Source organism: Streptomyces canus, assembly GCF_001514145.1.
Lineage (GTDB): Bacteria > Actinomycetota > Actinomycetes > Streptomycetales > Streptomycetaceae > Streptomyces > Streptomyces canus.
Genome location: NZ_KQ948663.1, coordinates 415,257 through 440,978, shown reverse-complemented (window position 1 = coordinate 440,978; position 25,722 = coordinate 415,257). Strand labels below are relative to the sequence as shown.

Here is a 25,722-nt window from a genome sequence, read left to right as displayed (position 1 = left end):
CCCGCCCGCTCCGTTCACGCAACGAACGTACGCGGCGCCTCGCCGCCCCCGGACCCGCCGCTCTCCACCACCCGCGCCGCCGCGGCCAGCCGCGCCGCGGCCTCATCGGCCACCGCTCCCCCGACGGTGAACGGCAGTCGCACATAGCCCTCGAAGGCCCCGTCGACCCCGAACCGCGGTCCCGACGGCACGCGCACGCCCACCCGCTCGCCGACTTCCGCCAGCCGCGAGCCGGACAGCCCCCCGGCCCGAACCCACAGCGTCAGGCCACCCTGCGGCACCTCGAACTCCCACGTCGGCAGTTCCTTGCGCATCGCCGCCACCAGCGCGTCCCGGTTCTCCCGGGCCTGTCCGCGCCGCAGTTCCACGGCCTGCTCCCAGCCGCCGGTGCTGAACAGCCAGTTCACGGCCAGTTGCTCCAGTACGGGCGTGCCCAGGTCGGCATAGGCCCGCGCGGCGACCAGGCTGCGGATCACGTCCGGCGCCGCCCGCACCCACCCGATGCGCATTCCCGCCCAGAACGCCTTGCTGGCCGAGCCGACCGTGACCACGGTCGAGCCGGCCGGGTCGAACGCGCACACCTGCCGCGGCATGGAGACGTCCTCGTCCAGCCACAGCTCGGTCATCGTCTCGTCGGCCACCAGCACGGTCCCCGCGGACCTTGCCGCCTCCACCAGCCGCCGCCGCTGGTCCTCGTCGGCCAGCGCACCGGTCGGATTGTGGAAGTCGGCGACGACGTAGGCGATCCGCGGCGCCGCGTCCCGCAGCACCTGCCGCCAGCGGTCCACGTCCCAGCCGGTCAGCCCCTCCGCCATCGCGACGGGCACGAGCCGGGCGCCCGCCTCCCGCATCAGCTGAAGGATGTTCGCGTAGGACGGGGACTCCACCGCGATGCGCTCGCCCCGGCCCCCGAACAGATGACAGATCGCGTCGATCGCGCCCATCGCCCCGGTGGTGACCATGATCTGCTCGGGCATCGTCGGTATTCCGCGCGCGGTGTACCGCTCGGCGATCATCGTCCGCAGGGCCGGAAGTCCGGCCGGGTAGTCGCCGTGCGTGTGGGCGTACGGCGGCAGTTCCTCCAGGGCCCCCTGCACCGCCCGCGTCAGCCACGGCTCCGGCGCGGGCAGTGCCGCGCAGCCCAGGTCGATCATCGAGCCGAGGGCCTCGGGCGGGAGGGGTTCGAGGCCGCGCGCCGGGAGGGGATTGCCGGCCGGGACCGCCGTCCAGCTGCCCGCACCGCGCCGGGACTCCAGGAAACCCTCGGCCCGCAGCGCCTCGTAGGCCGCCGCCACGGTCGTACGGCTGACGGACAGGGAGAGCGCCAGTTCGCGTTCCGCGGGCAGGCGGGCGGCCACCGGAACACGGCCCTCCAGGACCAGCAGGCGGATGCCGTCGGCGAGCGCGCGGTAGGCCGGCGGGCGGCGCGTGCCGGGGCCCGCCGGACGGTCCTGCTGGGAGTTGAGCAGCCGGGCGAGCTGCGCCGCACCCACCGCCGAGGTCCACTGCGCCACTGAAATCAGTCCACCTTCCCCGAATTGGCCATGGATGGCGTGTCATCCCGAGCCACAGGGTGTCATGCATCAGGCCACTACCACCACTGGGGGACCCGCCTTGTCCACGCAGAGTCGTCTCGGACGACGGTTGATCCAGCTGTACGCCGGGCTCGCCCTCTACGGGGCCAGCTCGGCGCTGCTCGTCGAGGCGGGCCTGGGGCTCGAGCCCTGGGGCGTGCTGCACCAGGGCCTCGCCGGGCTGACGGACCTGTCCATCGGTGTCGTGTCGATCATCGTGGGCGCGGCGGTACTGCTCCTGTGGATCCCGTTGCGTCAGCGGCCGGGTCTCGGCACGGTCTCCAACGTCTTCGTGGTCGGTATCGCCATGGACGCCACCCTCGCCACGGTCCCCGAGGTGCACGGTCTCGCCGTACGGATCCCTCTCCTGCTGGCCGGCATCGTCCTCAACGGCGTGGCCACCGGCCTCTACATCGCCGCCGACTTCGGTCCGGGCCCCAGGGACGGCCTCATGACCGGGCTGCACCGGCGGACGGGACGCTCGATCCGGCTGATGCGGACCGCCGTCGAAGTGACCGTCGTGGTCACGGGATTCGTCCTCGGCGGCACCATCGGCATCGGAACCGTCCTCTACGCGGTGTCCATCGGTCCTCTCGCCCAGCTCTTCCTGCGCGTGTTCGCCGTCCTCCCGGCATCCGACGGCAGCACGGTCGTTGCCACCGGGCAACCGCGGGGAGCGATACTGCGTCCGTGACCTCGCGGATACGCCACCCCTACCTCGACCACCCCGGCCCCATCCCCTTCGCCCACCGGGGCGGGGCGGCGGACGGCCTGGAGAACACCGCGTTCCAGTTCCGGCGGGCGATCGAGGCGGGCTACCGGTATCTGGAGACCGACGTCCACGCCACCGTGGACGGCAAGCTGGTCGCCTTCCACGACGCGACCCTGGACCGGGTGACCGACGGGGCGGGCCGGATAGCCGACCTGCCCTGGGCGGACGTGCGGCACGCGCGTGTGGCGGGCAAGGAACCGGTGCCGCTGTTCGAGGAGCTCCTGGAGACCTTCCCCGAGGCCCGCTGGAACGTCGACATCAAGGCCGGGCCCGCCCTCCAGCCGCTCCTGGACCTCATCGAGCGCACCGACGCCTGGGACCGCGTCTGCGTCGGCTCGTTCTCCGAGGCGCGCGTGATGCGCGCCCAGCGGCTGGCCGGCCCACGCCTGGCGACGTCGTACGGCACCCGGGGTGTGCTCAACCTGCGGCTGCGCTCGTGGGGCGTCCCGGCGGCACTGCGCCGCTCGGCCGTCGCCGCCCAGGTGCCCGAGGCCCAGTCCGGCATCCAGGTGGTCGACCACCGCTTCGTGCGCGCAGCCCACGCGCGCGGGCTGCAGGTGCACGTGTGGACCATCAACGAACCCGATCGCATGCACCGGCTTCTGGACCTGGGCGTCGATGGCATCATGACCGATCACATCGACACACTGCGCAAGGTCATGGAGGAGCGGGGCGTCTGGGTCTGACCCGTCCCGTCCCCGGGCCGCGCACGGCACCTTCACGGGGAAGCGAGGGCACGGGTGGGCACCGACACCGTGCGGGCGGGCTCGGCGGACGAGGCCGCCGACCGGCGGCGCGAGCAGCGCGGCTGGTACTTCTACGACTGGGCGTGCTCCGTCTACTCGACGAGCGTGCTCACCGTGTTCCTCGGCCCCTATCTGACGTCGGTCGCCAAGGACGCGGCGGACGCGGACGGCTACGTCCATCCGCTGGGCGTCCCGGTGCGGGCCGGTTCCTTCTTCGCCTACTCGGTGTCCCTGTCGGTGATCGTGGCCGTGCTGGTGATGCCTCTGGTGGGGGCCGCCGCCGACCGCAGCGGCCGTAAGAAGCCGCTTTTGGCGGCCGCCGCCTACACCGGGGCCGCCGCGACGACCGGCATGTTCTTCCTCGGCGGCGACCGGTATCTCCTCGGCGGCGTCCTGCTGGTCGTCGCGAACGCCGCAGCGGCTGTCGGCACCATGCTCTACAACTCCTACCTCCCGCAGATCGCCCCGCCCGAGGAACGCGACGCCGTCTCCTCCAAGGGCTGGGCCTTCGGCTATGCGGCGGGCGCCCTGGTCCTGGTCGCGAACCTCGTTCTCTACACGGGCCACGACTCCTTCGGCCTCTCCGAGAGCGCCGCGGTCCGCATCTGCCTGGCATCGGCCGGACTGTGGTGGGGCGCCTTCGCATTGATTCCGCTACGCCGGCTGCGGGATCGCCACTCCCTGGAAGAAGGACCGACGGAAGCGACGGCACCCGGTTTCCGGCAGCTCGCGGCCACCGTCCGCGGCATGCGCCGCCACCCGCTCACCCTCGCCTTCCTGCTCGCGTACCTCGTCTACAACGACGGCATCCAGACCGTGATCTCCCAGGCGTCGATCTACGGCTCGGAAGAGCTGGGTCTCGGGCAGTCGACGCTCATCGCGGCCGTGCTCCTGGTCCAGGTGCTCGCGGTGGCGGGGGCGCTCGCGCTCGGCCGGATCGCTCGGGTGTACGGGGCCAAGCGCACGATCCTCGGATCCCTGGTCGCCTGGGCGGTGGTCCTGGGCGCGGGTTACTTCCTGCCCGCCGGCGCGCCTGTGTGGTTCTTCGTCCTGGCGTCCGGCATCGGACTCGTCCTCGGCGGCAGCCAGGCCCTGTCCCGCTCCCTGTTCTCCCATCTCGTCCCGCCCGGCAAGGAGGCCGAATACTTCTCGGCGTACGAGATGAGCGACCGCGGCATGAGCTGGCTGGGCCCCCTCCTGTTCGGGATCACCTACCAGGTAACCGGAAGTTATCGGGACGCGATCATCTCGCTGGTGGCCTTCTTCGTCATCGGATTCGCCCTGCTCGCACGGGTTCCGGTGCGGCGGGCGATCAGCGACGCGGGCAATCCCGTACCCGAAAGGATTTAGCGTTCAACACCAAAGCGCTGTAGTGTACGCGTTTGGCCTGCCAGGCGTACCGTTACTGCGCGTCAAAGATGCCGAAACGCTGGGTGACATCTGCTTGCAGATGTGACAAACCGGGCACTGGTGGGTACAACAAGGGGCGGCTACGACGGCGATGCATTGCCCGGGACGGGACCCGGAACGGGAATCTTTACCGCCGACCGGACGTTGACCGGATGACGACGACAGCGACACCTGTCCTGTGGGCGACAAGCCCGGGAGGCACGATTCATGAGTGAGCGAGCTCTTCGCGGCACGCGCCTCGTGGTGACCAGCTACGAGACGGACCGCGGCATCGACCTGGCCCCGCGCCAGGCCGTGGAGTACGCATGCGAGAAGGGACATCGCTTCGAGATGCCCTTCTCGGTCGAGGCGGAGATCCCGCCGGAGTGGGAGTGCAAGGTCTGCGGGGCCCAGGCACTCCTCGTGGACGGCGACGGCCCTGAAGAGAAGAAGGCCAAGCCCGCGCGTACGCATTGGGACATGCTGATGGAGCGACGCACCCGAGAGGAACTCGAAGAGGTCCTCGAGGAGCGTCTGGCGGTTTTGCGTTCCGGCGCGATGAACATCGCTGTTCATCCCCGGGACAGCCGCAAGTCGGCCTGAGCGGGAACACAGCGCATACAAGTAACCGCGGGCGCGGTACGTGATTCACGTACCGCGCCCGCGGTTTGTGCTGCCCGCGGGTGCCCGCGGCCGCCTCAGCGCGTGAGCGGCGGTCGTGGCTCATGCGGGGTGTCGTCGCCCGGCTCGTCCCGGACGATGACCTCGCCCTGGACCACCTTGCCGTCGGGGCGCTGCATCCGGGCCTGCTGGAAGGCATCACCCAGGGTGCCCGGAACGGCCTCGCGCAGCTTGCGGTCGAAGGTGCGCTCGGCGTACCGGCCGATGGCCTTCTGGACCGGCGGGATCAGCAGGAGCAGGCCCACGGCATCCGAGATCAGGCCCGGGATCATCAGAAGCAGGCCGCCCAGCATCATCAGGCCGTTGCCACTGCTGCCGGAGCTCGAGGGGGCGCCGCCCCGCTGGAGCGCCTCGTTCAGGTTCTGGAAGGCGCGGCGGCCGGCCCGCTTGATGACCACCGAGCCGAGCACGAAGCCCGCGACCAGCAGCAAGAACACCGCGAAACCGCTCGCCGCGCCCGCGACCACGGTCAGCAGCCAGATCTCCAGCACCAGCCAGGCGGCCAGGCCCAGCGGCAGGAACGTGCGCATACGGGAGCGGCGGGGCCGGGCGGGGTACGTGGGAGTCGGAGCGCCTGTCGTCATACGTCCAGTGTGCCTGGGTGCGGCTCAGCACGGGATAAGGGGACGATCAGCCGCGGCTGTGAGGCGGCAGGACTACGGCTGTGCGCGCTTTCCCCGTGCTGTGATCCTCCCGACCCGCTCCCCCACACCCCAGGTGGTGACCCGCCACAGGGCCTCCACGAGGATGTCGCGACTCATCTTGGAGTCACCGAGTTCACGCTCCACGAAGGTGATCGGCACCTCGACGACGTGGTAACCGGCCTTGACCGCGCGGCGGGCGAGGTCGACCTGGAAGCAGTAGCCCTGGGAGGCGACGTCGTCGAGACCGAGGCCTTCGAGGGTCTCCCGGCGGAAGGCGCGGTAGCCACCGGTGATGTCACGGAGCGGAAGGTCGAGGGCCACGCGTGAGTAGAGGCTGCCGCCGCGGGAGATGAACTCGCGGGACTTGGGCCAGTTCACGACCCGGCCGCCGGGCACCCAGCGGGAGCCGAGGACCAGGTCGGCGTTCTTGAGGGCGGTCAGCAGGCGGGGCAGTTCCTCGGGCTGGTGGGAGCCGTCGGCGTCCATCTCGACCAGGACGCCGTAGCCGTGCTCCAGGCCCCAGTGGAAGCCCGCGAGGTAGGCCGCGCCGAGGCCCTCCTTGCCCTTGCGGTGCAGCACCTGGACGTGGTCGTCCTCGACGGCCAGTTCGTCGGCGAGCTTGCCGGTGCCGTCGGGGCTGTTGTCGTCGGCCACGAGGACGTGCGCCTCCGGGACGGCCTTGCGTACCCGGCCGACGATGGCCTTGATGTTCTCCGCCTCGTTGTAGGTCGGAATGATCACCAACGCCGTGCCGAGCGGGCCGAATCGCCTCTCCTGGCCCGTGTGGGTCCCGTCGCCGTCGTTCACTGCTGCCCCTTCGAGTCATTGCGCAGGCGTCCACCATAGTGCGCACGGCCTGCGATGACGTGACAAGGCGTTCGTATGCTGGTGTCGTTTTCTCAAGAGTGGGGTAAGACTCATAGTTTCGGCCATCATGGCGGAGTCGCCGCCCTTGCTGCGGATGGGGGCCCGGCGCCCTTCGGGCCGACCTGGGGCCCGCTGGCTGCGGGTCGACCGAAAGCCGTTGTCTACTGAGCGCCCGGGCCCCACCCGGGTCACACCTCCCCGGCCGGACGGAACGTCCCTCGTCGTGGCGCGAGCGCTGGGCCTGGCTCCCAGTGGCGGTGTTCCGGTGCGGCACACCGTCCCTGACCCAGCGGCGCTGCGACGACTGGGCGGAGATTCCCCGGTCGGGCGTCCGGTGGTGGACCCGGCCGAACCTACCGGCCCCCTGCCGTCGGCTGTCAACAGTCGTTTGACCTGCACGTCTGTCGCCAAAGCCCTGGTCAGAGCGGAGGATGCGCAGGTCGCGCGACAGCGCGGCGGAGGGCGATCCGTGCCGCGCCACCCCCGGAGATCACTCGCCCGGCCGTACGAAGACCGTCCGTCCGCCGACCACGGTCCGCAGGCAGACGGGCAGGTCACGGCCCGGCGTCAGGTCGGGCAGACCGGGGGTGCCGGAGCGGGGGTCGGTGGACCAGCGGGCGACCCGGTCGTCGGGGGCCTGCACGACCAGTTCCTCGGTGCGCCACACCGCGTAGTCCGCGGGGGCGCCGGGCACCAGGACTCCCGCGTCGTCCCGGCCGATCGCCCGCCAGCCGCCGCGGGTGTGCGCGGTGAAGGCGGCGCGTACGGAGACGCGGTGCCCGGGGGTGCGGTGGAAGGCGGCCGCGCGGAGCGTGCCCCACGGGTCGAGCGGGGTGACGGGGCTGTCGGAGCCGAAGGCAAGCGGGACGCCGGCGCGCAGGAGGGCCGCGAAGGGGTTCAGACGGCTCGCCCGCTCCCGGCCCAGGCGCCGGGCGTACATGCCGTCCTCGCCGCCCCACAGGGCGTCGAAGGCGGGCTGGACGGACGCGGTCAGACCGAGCTCGGCGAAGGCGGCGACGGCCTCGGGGGTGAGCATCTCGACATGCTCGACGCGGTGCCGGGCGGCACGGACGCGGGCGAGTCCGAGCTTCTCCGCGGCGGCGCGGACGCCATCGACCACGGCGCCCACCGCCGCGTCGCCGATCGCGTGGAAGCCTGCCTGCAGGCCCGCCTCGGTGCAGGCGGTGACATGGTCGGCCACAGCGGCGGCGTCCAGGTAGGCGATCCCGGTGTGGTCGGCGTCGGCATAAGGCTCGTGCAGGCACGCCGTGTGGGAACCGAGGGCGCCGTCGACGAAAAGGTCTCCGGCGGCGCCCAGCGCACCGAGCTGCCGCGCCTTGGCAACGCCTTCATCGGCCCACTCGGCCCAGTAGCCGACCACCCTCGGGACCGGCTCCTGGCTCGCGAGCCTCAGCAGCCCGGTGAAGTCGTCCTCGGAGGAGATCTCGGGGCCTGCGCATTCGTGAAGCGTGCCGATGCCCAGGGAGGCGGCGTGGGCGAGGGCGGCGCGCTGCGCCTCGGTGCGCTGGGCGGACGTGACGGAGCCGAGTGCCGTGGCGCGCACGGCATGGTGGGCGTCGGCCGTGAGAGGGCCGTCCAGGAGCCCCAGGGACGTCATGTCGAGGAGTGCCGTCGTCACGACCGCCGAATGGACGTCGATGCGGCTCAGATACAGCGGGCGGCCACCTGTCGCCTCGTCGAGCTCCGCGCGCGTGGGCGGGCGTCCGCCGGGCCAGCGGGCGGCGTCCCAGCCGTGACCGAGCAGGACGCGGTCGTTCGGGCGGGCGGCCGCGAAGTCCCGTACGAGCGTCAGGGCCGCGTCCAGGGAGGAGGCGCCGGTGAGGTCGAGGCCGGTCAGGGCGAGGCCCGTGGCGGTGGTGTGGACGTGGGCGTCGGTGAACGCGGGGGTGACCAGGGCGCCGTCCAGGTCGACGATCTCGTCGACGCCGTCCGCGAAGGCGTCGGCGGCCCCTTCCGAACCGACCCAGGCGACCTGCCCTCGCTCCACGACCATCGCTGTCGCGAACGGGTCGGCGGGGCTGTGGACCTCGCCGCGGCGGAGGAGGACGGTCTTCGGTTCGCTCATGGGGACAGTTTCGCAGGGGGCCGCACGCCGTCGGAGCGCGGGTGGACGCGGTCCCCCCTTCGTTCAGATGCGCGGTGGCCTTGCCTCGTACGGGGTCGACAGGACCACCGTCGTACGCGTCGAGACCCCCGCCAGGCTCCTGAGCCTCGCCAGCAGCTCCTCCAGTTCGTGCGGGGTCGCCACGCGAACCTTCAGGATGTAGTTCTCGTCGCCCGCCACGCTGTGACACGCCTCGATCTCGGGGACACCGGCAAGGCGGTCCGCGATGTCGTCGGGGGCGCTGGGGTCGAACGGTTTCACCGAGATGAAGGCGGTCATGGGCAGGCCCACCGCCTCGGGGTCGACCACCGCGGCGTACCCGCGGATGACACCACGCTGCTCCAGCCGTCGCACCCGCTGGTGCACGGCCGAGGTGGACAGGCCCGTGGCCTTGCCCAGGTCCGTGTAACTCATCCGCCCGTCCTTGACGAGCAGCTGCACGATTTGTCGGTCCAGCTCCTCCATGGCGCAAGAACCTACAGTGCGCCTGATCTCCTCGGATAGCTGAGCGCCCCAGGTCATGCCCGGTTCGTGATGTGACCGAGAGGCGCCTGTGAGCCGCCTGAGGGGACAAAGCGACCGCCACAGGCATCTGCGAGCGGCATGTGACGAAGGCCACACCCACCGAACGGCCTCCGTGATGTTCTCGTGATTACCGCGATGACGGGACGGGAAGTGCTTGCTGTGGTCGAGGCCGCAGCGCCTTCACGGCCCAGTCCGAGGGGGAGAACCCAATGCAGAGTCTTCAGCGTCCTGGTCGTACCGCGCCCAAGCGCCTCCAGGCGGTTGTCGAGTCCGAGCCGGAGGGCGTCGAACACGACGCTCTCGACGACGACTTCGACGCGTACGACACCTTCGAGATGTACCGGGTGATCTGCCCGGACTGCGCACAGCCCATCGCCCTGCTGGCGGACGAGGAGGTGCTGCCGGAGCACGCGCTGTGCGCCTCGCCGTGGAACCCCTTCGGCCTCACCGTCTGCGCCGGTACGGGCCGCAAGGCCTCCGAGGCCCGGTCGGCGGACGAGTCGGCGGAGCCCCAGGAGCAGCACACCGCCCTCCTGTTGACGCTCCCTCAGGGACTCGACTGGCGGACCCAGCCGTTCTCGCACGTCGGTGGCCCGGGTTCGCGCCCCATGCGGGTGCCGGTGATGCGCCGTCAGGCCGCCTGAGCCCTCTCGCTCAGTCCCAGTAGCTGCCCTGCACCATGGCGCGCAGGCTGCCGTGGTGCAGGATCAGTGTGTCCGGGTCCGCCGGGACGTCCACCTCGCCGAAGAACGCCTGGCGATAAGCAATGCGCAGCATGACGATCGCGTGCCGCAGCGCGGCGTACAGCGTGAAGAAGTCCATGTCGCGCGGTGTGTGGCCGGTGAGCCGGGCATAGCGGGCCTCCACCCGGTCGCGGCGCAGGAAGTCGGGCAGTCCGCGCTGGCCGAAGGCGACCGTCAGGTCCTGGAAGAAGCGGTGCAGATAGACGGTCCAGCCGAGGTCGACCTCGCGCGGGGCCAGGGCCGCCATCTCCCAGTCCAGGACGGCGACCGGGTCGAAGCCGTCGTAGATCACGTTTCCGATGCGTGCGTCGCCCCAGTTGAGGACGGGTGGGCCCGGGTCGGGCGGCCACAGCTGCTCCAGCCGGTCGAAGGCCTCTTCGATGAGGGGTGAGCGGGCTAGTCCGTCCACCACCCAGTCGTAGTACGCGCGTTGGGCGGTGACATGGCGGCGCAGCGCGTCGCCTTCGCCGGGCAGTTCCAGGAACGCCGCTTCTCGCGCGGGGACTTGGTCGTGAAGGCGTGCCAACAGCCCGACGGTGGCGGCCTCGAGGTGCTCGCGCTCAGTGTCGCCGGCGGAGTGCAGCCAGTTTCCCTCGTAGGTGTAGGGCATGACATCCGGCGGTACGCGCCCCCGCACGCGTTCCATGACGAAGAAGGGTGCGCCGAGCGGGCCCGGGTCCTCCTCCAGCCACTGCGCCTTCGGGACGGGGAGGTCCGAGAAACGGCCCACCACTTCCATCGTGCGGTACTGGCGGACCATGTCGTAGACCGGGAAGACCGTGTACGCCGACGGATCCGCTGCGAGCCTCAACGCGCAGGAACGCAGGGGCGGTTCGGGGTGCTCGATGTCGAAGAGCAGGGTTTCGCTGGACAAGCCGTTCGAGGCGGGGACCGTCACACCGACGGCCTTCGCGCCGGGCACGCGGGTGCCGAGCCAGGCGGTGAGGCGGTGGGCCAGCTCCTCCGGGTCGCGGGTGGTGGTGCGGGGGCGGGGTGCCGTGGCCACGTCGTCAACTCCCTTGTCTCCGGGACTGCCTCACGGAGCCACCGAGTCGAAGCCGGTGAAGCCGCTCGGGTCGTGCCGTCCGAATGATCCGTGCTCGAAGATGCCGTGGCCGATCCGGCCGTCCAGCCGGAAACGGGCCGCGTGGTCGGTGACGCCGAACGCGGCCGGCGGGTGTGGCTCGGCGAGGTCGTAGGTGCGGCGGTCGGTCCAGTCGCGGCCCTGCCAGGTGCCGTGCTGCCAGTCGTCGGCAGGCGGGTAGCCGGCGCCGAGCGCCAGCGGTGAGGAGGTGAGGACCTCCACCTCCAGTTCCATGGGCTTGCGGATGTCACCGAGGTGGACTAGGGCGCGTTCCGGGTGGCGGGTGCCGGGGCGGTAGGTGATCTCGGGCTGGGGCCAGCCGAGTTGGCGATCGCGGTGGCCCGGGCGGACCAGTGTCGCGTCGTTGAGCGAGCGGTGGCCGTCGGCGTCCTCCTGGACGATGACCATGAGGAAGCGGTCCTCGAAGCGGACCGGACACCAGATCCAGTGAAAGCCCGCGGTCGGATGCTCCTCGGCGAGCCGACCGCCCTCCTCCCCCGGCACCGGCCGCACACCCCAGCTGCGGTCCCGGGTCCCGGTCCAGCCCCGCACGCGCAGCTCGCGCCCGCCCACCCGGATCCAGCCGTCGCAGTGACCGGCCTGCGCGAAACGCCTTCCCTCCAGGGTGAGCCGGCCGCCCCGGCGCTGGAGGTGGTGCGGTTCCCAGAGGGCCGGGAAGTCGGCGCTCCAGGTGATCTCGTACGACAGTCCGTCCGGGTCGTCGGGAGCCGCCGCGCAGCTCAGCACGAAGTCGCGCAGGGGGCGTTCGACGAGGATGCGCAGCGGGCCGACGCCGAGGTTCGTCCGTGAGTCGTCCCGCAGGGCGTCCGAGGCGCGCACCGCGTGCAGGGTGTCGCCGAGGCGCAGGGTCGCGTAGGCGTCGATCACCCCGAGGTTGGGGTACACACCGAGCCCGAGGATCAGCAGGGCGCGTCCCTCGTGGTCGAGGACATGGAAGATGCAGCGGTCGTAGGCGTTGCGGTCCCCCGTCGCGACGTACTTCATGGACAGGGGCACCTGGTGCACGGGGTACTCGTCGAGCGGTACGGGGCGGTCGTCGGTCATGGCCAACCTCCCTGTCGGCAGTTGGCTGACGGTATGTCAGACCGCTGTGACTGGCCAGATGTCCGGCCGGACGTCCGCGAACTCACTCTCGATTGCGGGGAGCGGTGACCCGGCCACCGGCTTCCGCGTTGCCCCGGTATGACCCGTACGTATGCACCGGTCGCAGAATCGGTTCCGTCGGCTCCGTCCGCCTTCCGTCCGGCCCCGCCGCCGCCCCAGGACCCGCCCATCTACCGTGACCTGATGCGCACCTGGGCCAACCGAGGCCGGACCCTTCCGGGACGCCACGACCCGGAGTGGGTCCGGCTCGCGGCGCCGCAGGTCAGACCGGGTCAGTTCAGCGGGTCTCCGGACCTGCCAGGTGACGGGCGATGACCATCCGCTGGATCTGGTTGGTGCCCTCGACGATCTGCAGGACCTTGGCCTCGCGCATGTACCGCTCGGCCGGGAAGTCCGCGGTGTAGCCATAGCCGCCGAGCACCTGGACGGCGTCGACGGTGACCTTCATCGCGGTGTCGGTGCAGTGCAGTTTGGCCATGGCCGCCTGCTTGGCGAAGGGCCGTCCGGCGTCGCGCAGCCGCGCCGCCGCGAGGTACAGGGCCCGGCCCGCCTCGATCTGGGTCGCCATGTCGGCGAGCATGAAGCGCAGCCCCTGGAAGTCGGCGATGGGCCGCCCGAACTGCTGCCGCCCGGTGGCATAGCCCACCGCCTCGTCGAGGGCCGCCTGAGCCACGCCGATCGCGCAGGCCGCGATGCCGAGCCGCCCCGAGTCGAGCGCGGACAAGGCGATCGCGAAGCCCTGCCCCTCGTCGCCGATGCGCCGGGAGTCCGGGACCCGCACACCGTCGAAGTGGACCTGGGCGGTGGGCGAGCCCTTCATGCCCATCTTCTTCTCCGGCGCCGCGGCGCTCACACCCTCCGCGTCGGCCGGCACCAGGAACGCGGTGATCCCGCGCGGCCCCTCCTCACCGGTGCGCGCCATGACCGTGTAGAAGTCGGCGACGCCGCCGTGCGTGATCCAGGCCTTGGTGCCGGTGATCACCCAGTCTTCGCCGTCCCGGACCGCCCTGGTGCGCAGCGAGGCCGCGTCCGAACCGGACGAGGGCTCGGAGAGGCAGTAGGCGCCGAGCAGTCCGCCGCCGAGCATCGCGGGCAGGTGCTCGACCCGCTGTTCCTTGGTGCCGTAGGTGGCGAGCGCGTAGGAGGAGAGGGTGTGCACGCTGACACCGAGGCCGACGGTGAGGCGGGCGGCGGCGAGTTCTTCGAGGACCTGGAGGTAGACCTCGTACGGCTGGTCGGCGCCGCCGTGTTCGCAGGCGTACGGCAGACCGAGCAGGCCGGTCCGGGAGAGCAGGGTGAAGACCTCGCGCGGGAAGTGCCCGGCGCCTTCCTCCTCGGCCGCCTTCGGGGCGATCTCGTGCTGCGCGATGTCGCGGACGAGCGAGATCAGATCCCGGGCCTCGTCCGTGGGCAATTGCCGGTCCACCGGCTGCGGGGCGCGGTCGGGCATGGCGACGCTCTCCTCCCTGTTAGGGCGCTGACGGACGCACGCCGTGGGGTGGGACGGCTCCGCCGGTATCACTGGACGCCGGTCGCTGCTCGCGTCTCCCGGGTCACGGAAGCTGCTGACCAGCGGCTGCGTCCTGTGAGTATGCCCGATCGGAGACACCCGGTCACTGGTTAACGACCGCTTACTTCAAGATAGCCCAGGGCGCTGACAGGCGGCCAGAAAACGGCCCCGGATTGGTCCGAACCATTGACGCGGTGGTCTAGTCCTCCTACTGTTCCGGCCAACGCTTTTCCGCGTTCATGCCAATCGGCTGGCGTTCCCCTCTCCCCCACGAGGAGACACCGATGCACTTCCCCCACCGCGCCCGTTTCCGGGCGCTGATCTCCGCCGCGTGTTGCGCGGTCCTCGGCGCGGGCCTGCTGGCGGGCGCGAGCAGCGCCACCGCCGCCGCACCCCAGGCAAGCCCGAAGGCCGCCGGCTCCAAGGTCGTCGGCTACTTCACCGAATGGGGCACCTACGACCGGAAGTACTTCGTCAAGAACATCGAGACCTCCGGCTCGGCGGCGAAGCTGACCCACATCAACTACGCCTTCGGCAACGTCACCGCAGGCAAGTGCGCGATGGGCGACGCCTACGCGGCGACCGACCGGACGTACACCGCGGCCGAGTCCGTCGACGGCGTGGCCGACACCTGGGACCAGCCGCTGCGGGGCAACTTCAACCAGTTGCGCGAGTTGAAGAAGAAGCACCCGGGCCTCAAGGTCCTCTGGTCCTTCGGCGGCTGGACCTGGTCGAGCGGCTTCGGCGAGGCCGCCCGCAACCCGGCCGCGTTCGCGCAGTCCTGCTACGACCTGGTCGAGAACTCCAAGTGGGCCGACGTCTTCGACGGCATCGACATCGACTGGGAGTACCCCAACGCCTGCGGCAACACCTGTGACACCAGCGGCAGGGAGGCGTTCAAGAACCTGATGGCGGCGCTGCGTGCGAAGTTCGGGAGCGGGTCGCTGGTCACCGCCGCGATCACCGCGGACGCCACGGCCGGCGGCAAGATCGACGCGGCGAACTACGCGGGCGCGGCACAGTACGTCAACTGGTACAACCCGATGACGTACGACTACTTCGGTGCCTGGGACGCGTCCGGACCGACCGCCCCGCACTCCCCGCTGAACTCCTACTCCGGCATCCCGCGGGCGGGTTACTACACCTCGGCCACCATCGCCAAGCTCAAGGGGCTCGGCATCCCGGCCTCGAAGCTGCTGCTCGGCATCGGCTTCTACGGCCGCGGGTGGACCGGCGTGACCCAGTCGGCGCCGGGCGGCACCGCGACCGGCCCGGCGGCGGGCACCTACGAACAGGGCATCGACGACTACAAGGTGCTGAAGTCCACGTGCCCGGCGACGGGAACGGTGGGCGGCACGGCGTACGCCAAGTGCGGGAACAACTGGTGGAGTTACGACACCCCCGCGACCATCGCGACGAAGATGACGTACAAGAACCAGCAGGGCCTGGGCGGCACGTTCTTCTGGGAGCTGAGCGGGGACACCTCGGGCGGAGAGCTGATCAGGGCGATCAACTAGCCGGACTTGAGCAGGACTTGGGGCGGGGGACCACGAGCCTCCGCCCCAACCGGTCGTCAGCCGTCCCGGCGGGCCGGTGCCGGAGCCGGGTGGGTCGGATCCATCTCCTCGATGGCACGCATCGAGGCGCCGAGCGTCTTCACCAAAAGGTCGCGCATGGTGTCGCGGGAGAGCTGGGGCGGACCGTCGATCCAGTCGAGGGTGGCGCCCTCGACGCTGCACACCCAGGCGAGCAGACCCATGCGGGCCAGCGGGGAGATGTCGGTACGGCCGTACGCCCCGTCGGCGATGGTCGCGACGATCGCGTCGCGCACCCCGTCCCGGATGGCGTGCACCTCGGTGTCGAAACCGACACCGCCGCTGACGACGGTGCGGTAGGCCGCCTGGTTGTGCTCGGCGTAGCGCAGATAACTGTCCAGAGTGCGCTGGACGCGGTCCACCTGCCCCATTTCGAGGCCGCTCGCCGCGTAGGTGACCAGGTCGGCCACGGAGTCCTGGATGATCGCCAGGTAGTAGCCCCGCTTGGACTGGAAGTAGTAGTAGATCAGCCCCTTGGCGACATGCGCCTGGCGGGCGATGTCATCCATGGAGAGCGCGTCGTAGGACGTGTCCGCGAACAACTTGCGCCCGATGGCGATGAGTTCGGCGCGGCGAGCCACCGAGCGCTCGGTGCCGCGCGCCTGCGGCCGGGCTTCACGCTGATCACTGATATTCAAATTTCGACCCTGGTCTCGGGCTGGCGGCGGGACATCCGCAGTATGTCAGTCACCTACGGATCAGGTCACAGCAGACCGAGCTGCGTGACCAGCATCGCGATCACCGCGACAAGGGTCCAGCCCGCGACATGTTCGAGGACCTTCGGGCCGTCGTCCTTGGGGCCGCCGGTACGGGCGCGGGCGGCTGTGGCTGAGTGTGCGGTCATGGCGTCTCGCTGATCTCGGGTGTACTGGTCGGAGTCCCCCGCCGATTCGTCCACCTTGCCACTCCCGGTCGCATTTGCGGCCGAGACCTTGGTCACAGCAGAACGGCCCCCGGCAGATGCCGGGGGCCGTACCGGGGCAGCTCAGCGCACGCCCACCGCCGCGAGCGCCTTGCGCTGGCGCGCGGTCGGACGGGCGGGGAAGTACAGATAACAGACGCCTCCGGTGCCGGAGACGACCTTGCCGCCGGCGTTGTACCGCTTGGTGCGCAGCCAGATGTTCTCCCACTCGCGCCGCTTGTAGACGCGCCGCACCGCCGCGTCACTGGGCGAGGCGGGGTCGTTGGCGATCACATCGCCCTCGGCGGTGAAGCCGATGACGGTCATCAGATGGCCGGAGGTGCCGTAACCCGCCCCGGTGAGCTCCTCCTTGAGGAACGACTGGGACGTTATGGCCGGGATACCGGCCGCGATCAGCGTCTCCAGCTCGGTGAGCGAACCGAGCCGGGTCACCACGCCCTGCAGGTCCTTGAAGGTGCTCGCGTAGGCCGCGTTGAACGGCCAGTTGCCGCAGCCCGCGTACTGGTAGTCGTAGGTGTACCGGGCCGCGTGGCAGACCTGCGGGTCCGCGTACGACGGGTCGACCCAGGCCAGCTGTTGCTCGGTGAGCCGGCCGCCCCAGTACTCGACGATCATCTGCGACGAGGTGGGGCTGCACCAGGCCTCGCCGCCGTTGTCGTACTCCGGGTACTGACCCGCGTGGATCTCCTGCGAGTAGCGCGGGACGATCAGTTCGCGGGCGAGGCCCGGTGCGGAGGCCGGGACGGTGAAGCGGTCGGGGACGTCCGAGCCCATCGCGCCCAGCCGCCAGACGGTCGGTGTGGTCTTCGTGCCGGGCTTGCGGTACAGGGTCAGCCGCAGCCGGTACGACGACAGGCGCAGCCCCGTCGACGGGTCGTCGATGGCGAAGGTGTCCGTCCAGATCGTGCTCTTGCCGTCGGTCTGGTCGTCGACCGAGGTGCGCTTGATGTCCCCGTCGCCGGCCGCCCAGCGCCCCATCACGTACCAAGGGGTGGCCGTGCCGTCGGAGTACGTCCCCTGGAGCTCGATCTGGATCCAGCTGCCGGCCGGGGTGCGGGCGCTCCAGGAGGCGATCACCTCGGTCGAGGGCACGGCGAGCTCGTGGACCGGGGAGGTCCAGGTCGCGTACTCCCAGGTGGCGGTGGTCCCGGTGTGCGGGTCGGTGTACTCGGTGGTGCCCGCGGGGGCGCCGATCACGACGCCGGGGCGGCTGCCGGCGACGGCACGGGCGCCTTTCGCGGTGCCACTGCGCCAGTCGCTGTACGTGGTCCAGGCGTGGTTGTCGACCAGGCGGGCGGCAGTCTCGTCGGGTGCCGCGTCGGCCGCGCTGCCGGCGGCGGCGGGGCCCGCACTGCCGGTCACCGCGGCGGCGACCGCGACGGCCAGAACGGTTCTGCGGGACGGCTGTTCGGCTCTGCTCATGGGTGGAAAGACCCCCAGGGTGTCCGAGTCGGGGCGGGTCTGCTGCACGGTTGTGCGCCAACTATGGATCAGGCGGCATGCTCCTGCCAGCACTTCGGCCCATGCCACGCCCACGAATATTGGTCTCGTCCACTGGCATGACCTGGGAACCTGTGGCTCCGCCGCCGGGGGTGGGCCGTCACTAGACTGGCCTCGACGCCCCGTCCGCTCCTTCGCCCGCCCCTTCGTCCGTCCCCAGGAACCGTCATCCACGACCTCGCCTCCCGGCTCCGCCGACTGCCCCCGTCCTGTGGTCCGGTCCGTCTGATCGGCGTCGACGGGCACGCCGGCTCCGGAAAGTCCACGTTCGCCGGGCATCTGGCCGACGCCCTCGGCGGCGCACTGGTGCTGCACCTCGACGACATCGCCAGCCACGACGAACTGTTCGACTGGACCGGGCGGCTGCTGAGCGAGGTGATCACCCCGCTCGGCCACGGCGAGACCGCGCACTACGCCGTCTACGACTGGCATGCCCGACGCTTCGGACCGTCCCGCGCCCTTCCGCCCGCGCCGGTGATCCTTCTGGAGGGGGTGGGCGCGGGCCGCCGCGCACTGCGGCCGCACCTGGCGGGGCTGCTGTGGATGGAGCTGCCTCCCGAGGAGTCATGGGCACGCGGCCGCTCCCGGGACGGGGCGGAGCTGCGGGAGTTCTGGGAGGGATGGGTCGCGGCGGAACAGCGGCATTTCGCCGAAGACCCCTCCCGGCCCTTCGCCGATCTCCTGGTACGGCAGTGTCAGAAGGGGTACGCGATCACCAACGGGCCTGCGGGGACCGTTGGACCGGACCGCGGGATCACACAGGGTGACGACCCATCGGCGATGTGTTGAAGCCGTGAAGACCCCTCGGTAGGAACTTGCCTGAGTCGCCCAACTCCGCTTGACCGAGGGGCCGTACAGGTCTTACGTTCTGAATGTGCGGCCGTTCGAAGCCGCCCGCAGTCGCGAAGCCCCCGGTTGTTCCCCCGTGATCGGGGGCTTCGTTCTGCCCTCACACGGAATTCTGGACGCCGTGAGGCGCGATTTGCTCACCCTGGGTCACCATCCGTCGTGCGCCTCATCTGCTCCCACCTCGTCAAACGGCCCGTGCGGCACCCTACGGCGGGCGACACCACCGCAGGTACGATGCCCTCGGTGCGACCTACGGACAACTGCTCTGCGCACCGTTGCAACTCCGGTCCGCGGCACAGCGGTTGGACGAAGGCGGCCACCGGGCGTCGGCCCGGTGGTGAAACCACGGGGGCACGGTTTGTGGGGGACGTGATGGATTTCGGCACGCAGGGCCCTGAGGCCCCGGCCGACCTCGCCTGGCTGCGAGGTGTGGACGCCTACACGATGGGCGCCTATCCGCAGGCCGAGGAGGAGTTCCGGGCCGCGGTGCGGATCGATCCCGGGATGGCCGACGGCTGGCTCGGACTGCACGCGCTGCGCGTCGACACGACGACCGCGCTGCTGCGGATGTTCCGGCACCGCGAGCGTTTCGGCGAACAGCGCGCCCGGCACCGGCGCACCCTCAACTCCTGGTACTGGCTGGGCTGGTGGGTGCAACCGGTGCTGGAGAGCCCGCGTGACCTGCTCCTCGCGCACGCCTCGCACTGGCTGGACGGCCGTCATGTCCCCGAACTCGACCGGGCCCTCGCGAGCCTGCCCCCGGTGGACACCGACCACCAGGTCCGCTTCCTGCACGCCTGCCGTGCCTATCTCGTCAAGGACTGGGAACAACTGGTCCGGCACACCGACCCGCTGATCGACGACGCCATGCTCGGCATCGAGGCCGGACTGTTCGGCGGCATGGCCCGGGTCCGCCTGGAGATGTACGGCCAGGCCGAACCGCTGCTGTCGGCGGCCCTGATGCGCTGCCGCAGCGAACAGCCCCAGCGCAAGGAACTGCGGTACTGGCTGGCCAGGGCGCACGAGGGCACAGGTCGGTCCGCGGCCGCCCTCCCCCTGTACCGGGCCGTGCACCGCGTCGACCCCGCCTTCATGGACACCTCGGCCCGGCTCGCCGCGATCGCCGAGGGCGACGGGTACGACGACTCCGCCGACCTCGCGGCGATCACGCTCACCGGGTTCGGGCAGGACATGCTGGAGGGGCCCGACGGGATGGACCCGTTGTTCGGCATCGAGGGGCGGGAGCTGAAGCTCTCCGATCCGGAGCCGCCGACCGGCCCCCTGCCCTCGATGACCGACCCGGCCGGACGCGAGAGGTCCGGCCCGCTCGTGGGGCCGCTGCCCGCCGGGCCCACCGATCCCGTCTTACTGGAGGAGGCGCTCGCCGAACTCGAGCGCATGGTGGGGCTCGAACCGGTGAAGCGCCAAGTCAAGGCGCTCTCCGCCCAGTTGAACATGGCCCGGCTGCGCACCGGGCAGGGCCTGCCCGTCCAGCCGCCCAAGCGGCACTTCGTCTTCTCCGGCCCCTCCGGCACCGGCAAGACGACGGTGGCCCGCATCCTGGGCCGCGTCTTCTACGCCCTCGGACTGCTCGGCGGTGATCATCTCGTCGAGGCGCAGCGGGCGGATCTGGTCGGGGAGTACCTCGGCCAGACGGCGGTGAAGGCCAACGAACTCATCGACTCGGCCCTCGGCGGGGTGCTCTTCGTCGACGAGGCGTACTCTCTCTCCAACTCCGGTTACGGCAAGGGGGACGCGTACGGCGACGAGGCGCTCCAGGTGCTGCTGAAGCGGGCCGAGGACAACCGGGACCACCTCGTCGTGATCCTGGCGGGCTACCCGGAGGGCATGGACCGCCTGCTGACCGCGAACCCCGGACTGTCGTCCCGCTTCACGACCCGGGTCGACTTCCCCTCGTACCGCCCGCTCGAGCTCACCTCCATCGGCGAGGTGCTGGCGGCGGAGAACGGCGACGTCTGGGACGAGGAAGCGCTGGACGAGCTGCGCTCCATCGCCGGGCATGTGGTGGACCAGGGGTGGATCGACGAACTGGGCAACGGGCGGTTCCTGCGCACGCTGTACGAGAAGAGCTGCGCGTATCGGGATCTTCGGTTGTCGACGTATCCGGGGATGCTGAGCCGGGACGACTTGTCGACGTTGCGGTTGCCGGACCTGATGCAGGCGTACGGGGAGGTCTTGTCGGGGCGGGGGCCGCAGGATCCGTCGGCGATGTGAGTCGTTCGGCTGCGGGCCGGTGGGGGCTGGAGCCACGAACCCGCAGCCGACAACGACTCCTACGACGCCAAAGCCTCCTCGCTGCTGCGGGGCTCGGTCACCCGCACCTCCGGCAGCTCCCGGTGCGCGGGGTCCCGTACCTCGCCGACCAGCAGTTCCAGTACGTCCTCCAGGGCCACCAGACCCAGCACCTTCCCGGTCCCGTCCGCCACCTGGGCCAAGTGGGTGGCCGCGCGCCGCATCACCGTGAGGGCGTCATCCAGCGGCAGGTCGGAGCGGAGCTTCGTCATCGGCCGCCAGATCTGCTGGGGCACCGCCCGCTGCGAGTCCTCCAGATCCAGTACGTCCTTCACGTGCAGGTACCCCATGAAGGCACCGTTCTCCGCGGCGATCGGGAAGCGCGAGTAGCCGGTTCGGCCGGTGAGCTCGATGATCTGGCCCGGGGTCACCGAGGGACGCACCGTCACCAGGGACTCGTGCTTCAGCAGGACGTCCGTCACCGGGCGCGAGCCCAGTTCCAGCGCGTCCTCCAGGCGTTCCTGTTCCTCGGGGTCCAGCAGGCCCGCCTGGCCGGAGTCCTCGACCAGCCGGTTCAGCTGTTCGCTCGTGAAGACGGCCTCGACCTCGTCCTTGGGCTCGACGTGGAAGAGCCGCAGGATGGCCCGGGCGCAGGCGCCGAGGGCGATGGTGATCGGCCGGCAGAGGCGGGCGAAGTAGACCAGACCCGGGCTGAGCCACAGCGCGACCTTCTCCGGGGCCGCCATCGCGAGGTTCTTCGGGACCATCTCGCCGATGACGAGGTGGAAGAAGACCACCGCGGCCAGGGCGATGACGTACCCCAGCGGGTGGATCACGCCGTGCGGAAGGTGGATCCACTCGAAGACCGGCTCCAGCAGCTTGGCGACCGTCGGTTCGGCGACCGCACCGAGCGTCAGCGAGCACACCGTGATGCCGAACTGGGCCGCCGCCATCATCTGCGGGAGCCGCTCGAGGCCGTACAGCACCTGCCGGGCCCGCGCCGTGCCGAGCGGTTCGATCTGGCTGCGGCGCACGGAGACGAGGGCGAACTCGGCGCCGACGAAGAAACCGTTGGCGAGCACGAGCAGCGCCGCGAAGAGAAGTTGGAGCACGCTCATCGGGCGGCCTCCATGACGTTGACCGCGGGGACCAGACGGACCAGGCGGACCCGCTCGGCGCGGTAGTGCCCGACCTGGCGGACGGTGAGCCGCCAGCCGGGCAGCTCGGCCCGGTCGCCGACGGCGGGGATGCGGCCGAGCAGGTCGGCGACCAGCCCGGCGACGGTCTCGTACGGCCCCTCGGGCACGTCGAGGCCTATGCGCTGGAGGATGTCGACCCGGCAGCTGCCGTCCGCGTCCCAGGTGAGGCGGCCGTCCTCCGGCGGGGCGGCGGCGAGTTCGGGGACGTCCTGTCCGTCGTGCTCGTCGCGGACCTCGCCGACGATCTCCTCGACGATGTCCTCCAGGGTGACCACCCCGGCCGTGCCGCCGTACTCGTCGACGACGACGGCGATGGGCTGCTCACTGCGCAGCTGGGCGAGGAGGGGCTGGACCGGGAGGGTCTCGGGCACCAGCAGCGCCGGGCGGGCGATGCGGGAGACGGGGGTGCGCAGACGGTCCTGGACGGGGACCGCCAGGGCGTCCTTGAGGTGGGCCATGCCGACGATCTCGTCGATCTTCTCGCGGTAGACCGGGAAGCGGGACAGGCCGGTGGCGCGGGTGAGGTTGACGACGTCCTCGGCGGTGGCCGAGGCCTGGAGCGAGCTGACCTTCACGCGCGGGGTCATGACGTGCTGGGCGGTCAGCTCGGCGAGCGACAGGGTGCGGACGAAGAGGTCCGCGGTGTCCTGTTCCAGGGTGCCGGCCTGGGCCGAGTGCCGGGCCAAGGAGACGAGCTCGCCGGGGGTGCGGGCGGAGGCCAGTTCGTCGGCGGGCTCGATGCCGAGCGCGCGGACGAGGCGGTTGGCGACCGCGTTCAGGGCGGCGATCACCGGCCGGAACAGCCGGGCGAAGGCGTGCTGCGGGCCGGCGACGAAGCGGGCGACCTGCATCGGCTTGGACACCGCCCAGTTCTTGGGCACGAGTTCGCCGATCACCATCTGCACGGCGGAGGCCAGCAGCATGCCGACGACGACGGCCACGCCGGAGACCGCGCCCTCGGGGATGCCGATGGCCGTGAACGGGCCGTGCAGCAGTTCCGCGAGCGCCGGTTCGGCGAGCATGCCGACGACGAGGGAGGTGATGGTGATGCCGAGCTGGGTGCCGGAGAGCTGGAAGGACAGCTCCTTGAGCGAGTCGGCGACCCGACGGGCCCGCCGGTCGCCTTCCGCGGCGGCCCTTTCGGCATCCGTGGCCTCGACGGTGACGAGGCCGAACTCGGCCGCCACGAAGAAGCCGTTGGCGAGAATCAGCAGAAACGCCGCTCCGAGGAGCAGCAAGGGGATGGTCATGCCGCCGCCTCGATATGCCGGGAGGGGGCGGCGCAGGTACTACAGGACGATCCGTCCATCGCTGGAGGGAGTCACTCCTCGGGTAGCAGGAACAACGTGAGGCGGAGGCGCAAGGAAAACGCCTCCGCCAACAGATTAATCAAGACATGGCCGACTGCGGCAGGGTGGAAGCCCCCGAGTCAGCCCTGATCTTCGTCGGAGCGGGCTGTGGAGCGGGCCTCGGCGAGCGCGCGCAGGGCCTTCGCGTCGGCGATGGCCTGCTGCTTCGCGATACCCGGCTGGATGCCGAGGGCGGGCAGGCTGGTGCCGTCGCTGAGGTTGAGAAACACCCACGGATCGCCCGGTCGGAGGTTCACCTGGATGATCTCGGCCCATTCCAGATGCCGTCTGCCGGCGATGTTCTGGACGGTGACACCGGACTCGTCGGCGACGACCTTCACCCTGGCCAGCAGGAACAGCACGCCGGCGAGCAGGGCCGCCGTGAAGATGAAGCTCAGGCGCTCACCGGGTCCCAGCTGCTCGAGGAGCAGCGCGATGACCGTGATCGTCACGAAGATCGCGGCGCCCGCGGTGAGCAGTACCGCGCGCGTGCGGCTCGGCCGGAACGTGACGGGAAGGGTGGGCGGTTCGGAGGACATCTGCGGTGCGCCCCTCAGAGACGGCAGGCGTGGATGGCCGTCGTCAGGATGGCCCGCGCGCCGATGTCGTACAGGTCGTCCATGATCCGCTGCGCCTCCTTGGCGGGGACCATCGCGCGGACGGCGACCCAGCCCTCGTTGTGCAGCGGGGAGACGGTCGGGGACTCGAGGCCCGGGGTGAGCGCGACGGCCTTCTCGAGCTGCTCGACGCGGCAGTCGTAGTCCATCATCACGTACGTCCGGGCCACGAGGACGCCCTGGAGGCGGCGCAGGAACTGCTGAACCTTCGACTCGGCAGCTTCCTCGCCGTCGGCGCCGGTGCGGCGGATGACGACGGCCTCGGACTTCATGATGGGCTCGCCGAAGACCTCCAGTCCGGCGTTGCGCAGGCTGGTGCCGGTCTCGACGACGTCGGCGATGACCTCGGCGACCCCGAGCTCGATGGCGGTCTCGACGGCGCCGTCGAGGTGGACGACGGAGGCGTCGATGCCGTGGTCGGCGAGGTGCCCCGCGACGATCCCCTCGTACGAGGTGGCGACCGTCTTGCCCTTCAGGTCCTCGACGCCGTTCGCCTCACCGGGCTTGGACGCGAAGCGGAAGGTGGAGCGGGCGAAGCCGAGCGGGAGGATCTCCTCGGCGTCGGCTCCGGAGTCGATCAGCAGGTCGCGGCCGGTGATGCCGATGTCGAGCTGGCCGGAGGAGACGTAGATCGCGATGTCCCGGGGGCGGAGGTAGAAGAACTCCACGTCGTTGACCGGGTCGACGATCCGCAGTTCCTTGGATTCGCGGCGCTGCTGGTAGCCGGCCTCATGCAGCATCTCCCCCGCGGGGCCTGACAGGGAACCCTTGTTGGGGACGGCGATGCGCAGCATGAGGTCGGCTTCCTTTGCTCTCAGGGGTTGTTTCGGCGACTGGCTTAGAGGTGGGCGTAGACGTCGTCGAGGGAGATCCCGCGCGCGACCATCATCACCTGGACGTGGTACAGCAGCTGCGAGATCTCCTCGGCGGCCGCCTCCTTGCCCTCGTACTCGGCGGCCATCCAGACCTCGGCGGCCTCTTCGACGACCTTCTTGCCGATGGCATGGACGCCCTTGCCGACCAGCTCTGCGGTGCGGGAAGTGGCGGGATCGCCGTTGGCGGCCTTGTGCTGGAGCTCGGTGAAGAGCTCCTCGAACGTCTTATTGGACATGGTGGCGCCCACTTTACGCGTAAGCCCGCACCACCTAACGCCACGGTTCAGATACTGAGCGGAGGGTGGCCGCCGTGGCCACCGCGGCGGTCACCGCCTCGTGCCCCTTGTCCTCGTTGGAGCCCTCGATGCCCGCGCGGTCCAGGGCCTGCTCCTCGGTGTCGCAGGTGAGGACACCCATGCCGACGGGGACGCCGGTGTCCACCGAGACCTGGGTGAGGCCCTGGGTGACGCCCTGGCACACGTACTCGAAGTGCGGGGTGCCGCCGCGGATGACGACGCCGAGGGCGACGATCGCGTCGTAGCCTCGGCCCGCGAGGACCTTGGCGACGACCGGGAGCTCCCAACTGCCGGGGACCCGGAGCAGGGTCGGCTCGTCGATGCCCAGGTCGTGCAGGGCGCGCAGAGCGCCGTCCACCAGTCCGTCCATCACCTTCTCGTGCCACTGCGCCGCGATGACGGCGACCCGCAGGTCACCCACGTTGCGTACGGACAGCTCCGGTGCGCCCTTGCCGCTCACGTTCTTCAGTCTCCTCGGAGTG

General features: G+C 70.7%; 25 protein-coding genes. 8 read left to right on the top strand and 17 right to left on the bottom strand.

The genetic code is table 11. The annotated features are described in order from the left end of the window. Positions 1 to 14: 14 nt before the first annotated feature. A complete protein-coding gene (locus AQJ46_RS26820) occupies positions 15 to 1,514 on the bottom strand; it encodes an SCO1417 family PLP biosynthesis transcription factor (protein ID WP_059208008.1) in 1,500 nt (499 codons plus the stop codon). A gap of 64 nt (positions 1,515 to 1,578) precedes the next feature. Here AQJ46_RS26820 and yczE point away from each other — a divergent pair, with 64 nt between their 5' ends. The 4 genes from yczE to AQJ46_RS26800 all read left to right on the top strand — a co-directional run bounded on the left by yczE (position 1,579) and on the right by AQJ46_RS26800 (position 5,084). Further along, the gene (gene yczE / locus AQJ46_RS26815; RefSeq protein WP_225887402.1) at positions 1,579 to 2,268 is read left to right on the top strand and encodes a membrane protein YczE; all 690 of its coding nucleotides are present in this window, start codon (positions 1,579 to 1,581) and stop codon (positions 2,266 to 2,268) included. After that, positions 2,265 to 3,032 carry a glycerophosphodiester phosphodiesterase gene (locus tag AQJ46_RS26810; protein ID WP_059208006.1) on the top strand — a complete coding sequence of 256 codons (768 nt, stop codon included), beginning with the start codon at positions 2,265 to 2,267 and terminating at the stop codon, positions 3,030 to 3,032. The genes yczE and AQJ46_RS26810 overlap by 4 nt, the downstream gene beginning before the upstream one ends. A gap of 54 nt (positions 3,033 to 3,086) precedes the next feature. Further along, the gene (locus AQJ46_RS26805) at positions 3,087 to 4,442 is read left to right on the top strand and encodes an MFS transporter (RefSeq protein WP_059208005.1); all 1,356 of its coding nucleotides are present in this window, start codon (positions 3,087 to 3,089) and stop codon (positions 4,440 to 4,442) included. A 267-nt stretch (positions 4,443 to 4,709) separates the two neighbouring features. After that, a complete protein-coding gene (locus AQJ46_RS26800; protein ID WP_003977404.1) occupies positions 4,710 to 5,084 on the top strand; it encodes an RNA polymerase-binding protein RbpA in 375 nt (124 codons plus the stop codon). 95 nt (positions 5,085 to 5,179) lie between these two features. Here AQJ46_RS26800 and fxsA read toward each other — a convergent pair whose 3' ends face one another. From fxsA to AQJ46_RS26780, 4 genes are all read right to left on the bottom strand, one after another. Beyond that, entirely contained in the window at positions 5,180 to 5,746 is a 567-nt protein-coding gene (fxsA, locus tag AQJ46_RS26795) for an FxsA family membrane protein (RefSeq protein ID WP_059208004.1), read from the bottom strand. Between the two features lie 72 nt (positions 5,747 to 5,818). Next, the gene (locus AQJ46_RS26790; protein ID WP_057614107.1) at positions 5,819 to 6,613 is read right to left on the bottom strand and encodes a polyprenol monophosphomannose synthase; all 795 of its coding nucleotides are present in this window, start codon (positions 6,611 to 6,613) and stop codon (positions 5,819 to 5,821) included. Between the two features lie 550 nt (positions 6,614 to 7,163). Next, entirely contained in the window at positions 7,164 to 8,759 is a 1,596-nt protein-coding gene (locus AQJ46_RS26785) for an amidohydrolase (RefSeq protein WP_059208003.1), read from the bottom strand. Positions 8,760 to 8,822: 63 nt separating this feature from the next. Continuing rightward, positions 8,823 to 9,263: an Lrp/AsnC family transcriptional regulator gene (locus AQJ46_RS26780; protein WP_004002750.1), complete on the bottom strand. Its 441-nt coding sequence runs from the start codon at positions 9,261 to 9,263 to the stop codon at positions 8,823 to 8,825. A 269-nt stretch (positions 9,264 to 9,532) separates the two neighbouring features. On the opposite strand from AQJ46_RS26780, the gene AQJ46_RS26775 reads away from it, so the two are divergent. Next, positions 9,533 to 9,967 carry a hypothetical protein gene (locus tag AQJ46_RS26775; RefSeq protein ID WP_059208002.1) on the top strand — a complete coding sequence of 145 codons (435 nt, stop codon included), beginning with the start codon at positions 9,533 to 9,535 and terminating at the stop codon, positions 9,965 to 9,967. A 10-nt stretch (positions 9,968 to 9,977) separates the two neighbouring features. Here AQJ46_RS26775 and AQJ46_RS26770 read toward each other — a convergent pair whose 3' ends face one another. The 3 genes from AQJ46_RS26770 to AQJ46_RS26760 all read right to left on the bottom strand — a co-directional run bounded on the left by AQJ46_RS26770 (position 9,978) and on the right by AQJ46_RS26760 (position 13,725). Continuing rightward, on the bottom strand, positions 9,978 to 11,072 hold the full coding sequence (locus AQJ46_RS26770; RefSeq protein ID WP_059208001.1) for a phosphotransferase family protein: 1,095 nt from the start codon (positions 11,070 to 11,072) through the stop codon (positions 9,978 to 9,980). A 30-nt stretch (positions 11,073 to 11,102) separates the two neighbouring features. Beyond that, the gene (locus AQJ46_RS26765; RefSeq protein ID WP_059208000.1) at positions 11,103 to 12,215 is read right to left on the bottom strand and encodes a hypothetical protein; all 1,113 of its coding nucleotides are present in this window, start codon (positions 12,213 to 12,215) and stop codon (positions 11,103 to 11,105) included. A 337-nt stretch (positions 12,216 to 12,552) separates the two neighbouring features. Further along, entirely contained in the window at positions 12,553 to 13,725 is a 1,173-nt protein-coding gene (locus AQJ46_RS26760; RefSeq protein WP_059207999.1) for an acyl-CoA dehydrogenase, read from the bottom strand. Positions 13,726 to 14,069: 344 nt separating this feature from the next. On the opposite strand from AQJ46_RS26760, the gene AQJ46_RS26755 reads away from it, so the two are divergent. Further along, positions 14,070 to 15,302, top strand: a complete 1,233-nt coding sequence (locus AQJ46_RS26755; protein WP_059207998.1) for a glycoside hydrolase family 18 protein — start codon at positions 14,070 to 14,072, stop codon at positions 15,300 to 15,302. Positions 15,303 to 15,358: 56 nt separating this feature from the next. Here the strand turns inward: AQJ46_RS26755 and AQJ46_RS26750 are convergent, their stop codons facing one another. The 3 genes from AQJ46_RS26750 to AQJ46_RS26740 all read right to left on the bottom strand — a co-directional run bounded on the left by AQJ46_RS26750 (position 15,359) and on the right by AQJ46_RS26740 (position 17,724). Then, on the bottom strand, positions 15,359 to 16,018 hold the full coding sequence (locus AQJ46_RS26750) for a TetR/AcrR family transcriptional regulator (RefSeq protein WP_079072432.1): 660 nt from the start codon (positions 16,016 to 16,018) through the stop codon (positions 15,359 to 15,361). Positions 16,019 to 16,083: 65 nt separating this feature from the next. Continuing rightward, positions 16,084 to 16,224, bottom strand: a complete 141-nt coding sequence (locus AQJ46_RS26745) for an SCO1431 family membrane protein (RefSeq protein ID WP_107117340.1) — start codon at positions 16,222 to 16,224, stop codon at positions 16,084 to 16,086. Between the two features lie 141 nt (positions 16,225 to 16,365). Continuing rightward, entirely contained in the window at positions 16,366 to 17,724 is a 1,359-nt protein-coding gene (locus AQJ46_RS26740; RefSeq protein WP_059208055.1) for a peptidase C39 family protein, read from the bottom strand. Between the two features lie 246 nt (positions 17,725 to 17,970). Between AQJ46_RS26740 and AQJ46_RS26735 the strand changes: the two genes are divergently transcribed. After that, the gene (locus AQJ46_RS26735) at positions 17,971 to 18,591 is read left to right on the top strand and encodes a uridine kinase family protein (protein WP_063803846.1); all 621 of its coding nucleotides are present in this window, start codon (positions 17,971 to 17,973) and stop codon (positions 18,589 to 18,591) included. A 432-nt stretch (positions 18,592 to 19,023) separates the two neighbouring features. After that, complete coding sequence (locus AQJ46_RS26730) at positions 19,024 to 20,886, top strand: AAA family ATPase (RefSeq protein ID WP_059207995.1); 1,863 nt, start codon at positions 19,024 to 19,026, stop codon at positions 20,884 to 20,886. 59 nt (positions 20,887 to 20,945) lie between these two features. Here the strand turns inward: AQJ46_RS26730 and AQJ46_RS26725 are convergent, their stop codons facing one another. The 6 genes from AQJ46_RS26725 to ribH form a co-directional block, all read right to left on the bottom strand. Then, a complete protein-coding gene (locus AQJ46_RS26725; RefSeq protein ID WP_059207994.1) occupies positions 20,946 to 22,022 on the bottom strand; it encodes a hemolysin family protein in 1,077 nt (358 codons plus the stop codon). Continuing rightward, positions 22,019 to 23,353 carry a hemolysin family protein gene (locus AQJ46_RS26720; protein ID WP_057614119.1) on the bottom strand — a complete coding sequence of 445 codons (1,335 nt, stop codon included), beginning with the start codon at positions 23,351 to 23,353 and terminating at the stop codon, positions 22,019 to 22,021. Before AQJ46_RS26720 ends, AQJ46_RS26725 begins: the two co-directional genes overlap by 4 nt. 179 nt (positions 23,354 to 23,532) lie before the next feature. Continuing rightward, positions 23,533 to 23,991, bottom strand: coding sequence for a PH domain-containing protein (locus AQJ46_RS26715; protein ID WP_059207993.1), 459 nt, complete (start codon positions 23,989 to 23,991; stop codon positions 23,533 to 23,535). A 14-nt stretch (positions 23,992 to 24,005) separates the two neighbouring features. Continuing rightward, entirely contained in the window at positions 24,006 to 24,863 is an 858-nt protein-coding gene (hisG, locus tag AQJ46_RS26710; RefSeq protein WP_057614121.1) for an ATP phosphoribosyltransferase, read from the bottom strand. Positions 24,864 to 24,907: 44 nt separating this feature from the next. Continuing rightward, the gene (locus AQJ46_RS26705; RefSeq protein ID WP_020117406.1) at positions 24,908 to 25,180 is read right to left on the bottom strand and encodes a phosphoribosyl-ATP diphosphatase; all 273 of its coding nucleotides are present in this window, start codon (positions 25,178 to 25,180) and stop codon (positions 24,908 to 24,910) included. Between the two features lie 34 nt (positions 25,181 to 25,214). Then, positions 25,215 to 25,700: a 6,7-dimethyl-8-ribityllumazine synthase gene (gene ribH / locus AQJ46_RS26700; protein ID WP_057614122.1), complete on the bottom strand. Its 486-nt coding sequence runs from the start codon at positions 25,698 to 25,700 to the stop codon at positions 25,215 to 25,217. Between the last annotated feature and the right edge of the window lie 22 nt (positions 25,701 to 25,722).

Coding starts and splice junctions, on each gene's coding strand:
- yczE (WP_225887402.1), top strand. CDS start 1,579: ATGCATCAGGCCACTACCACCACTGGGGGACCCGCCTTGTCCACGCAG.
- AQJ46_RS26800 (WP_003977404.1), top strand. CDS start 4,710: ATGAGTGAGCGAGCTCTTCGCGGCACGCGCCTCGTGGTGACCAGCTAC.
- fxsA (WP_059208004.1), bottom strand. CDS start 5,746: ATGACGACAGGCGCTCCGACTCCCACGTACCCCGCCCGGCCCCGCCGC.
- AQJ46_RS26785 (WP_059208003.1), bottom strand. CDS start 8,759: ATGAGCGAACCGAAGACCGTCCTCCTCCGCCGCGGCGAGGTCCACAGC.
- AQJ46_RS26780 (WP_004002750.1), bottom strand. CDS start 9,263: ATGGAGGAGCTGGACCGACAAATCGTGCAGCTGCTCGTCAAGGACGGG.
- AQJ46_RS26775 (WP_059208002.1), top strand. CDS start 9,533: ATGCAGAGTCTTCAGCGTCCTGGTCGTACCGCGCCCAAGCGCCTCCAG.
- AQJ46_RS26765 (WP_059208000.1), bottom strand. CDS start 12,215: ATGACCGACGACCGCCCCGTACCGCTCGACGAGTACCCCGTGCACCAG.
- AQJ46_RS26760 (WP_059207999.1), bottom strand. CDS start 13,725: ATGCCCGACCGCGCCCCGCAGCCGGTGGACCGGCAATTGCCCACGGAC.
- AQJ46_RS26755 (WP_059207998.1), top strand. CDS start 14,070: ATGCACTTCCCCCACCGCGCCCGTTTCCGGGCGCTGATCTCCGCCGCG.
- AQJ46_RS26745 (WP_107117340.1), bottom strand. CDS start 16,224: ATGACCGCACACTCAGCCACAGCCGCCCGCGCCCGTACCGGCGGCCCC.
- AQJ46_RS26740 (WP_059208055.1), bottom strand. CDS start 17,724: ATGAGCAGAGCCGAACAGCCGTCCCGCAGAACCGTTCTGGCCGTCGCG.
- AQJ46_RS26730 (WP_059207995.1), top strand. CDS start 19,024: ATGGATTTCGGCACGCAGGGCCCTGAGGCCCCGGCCGACCTCGCCTGG.
- AQJ46_RS26725 (WP_059207994.1), bottom strand. CDS start 22,022: ATGAGCGTGCTCCAACTTCTCTTCGCGGCGCTGCTCGTGCTCGCCAAC.
- AQJ46_RS26720 (WP_057614119.1), bottom strand. CDS start 23,353: ATGACCATCCCCTTGCTGCTCCTCGGAGCGGCGTTTCTGCTGATTCTC.
- AQJ46_RS26715 (WP_059207993.1), bottom strand. CDS start 23,991: ATGTCCTCCGAACCGCCCACCCTTCCCGTCACGTTCCGGCCGAGCCGC.
- hisG (WP_057614121.1), bottom strand. CDS start 24,863: ATGCTGCGCATCGCCGTCCCCAACAAGGGTTCCCTGTCAGGCCCCGCG.
- AQJ46_RS26705 (WP_020117406.1), bottom strand. CDS start 25,180: ATGTCCAATAAGACGTTCGAGGAGCTCTTCACCGAGCTCCAGCACAAG.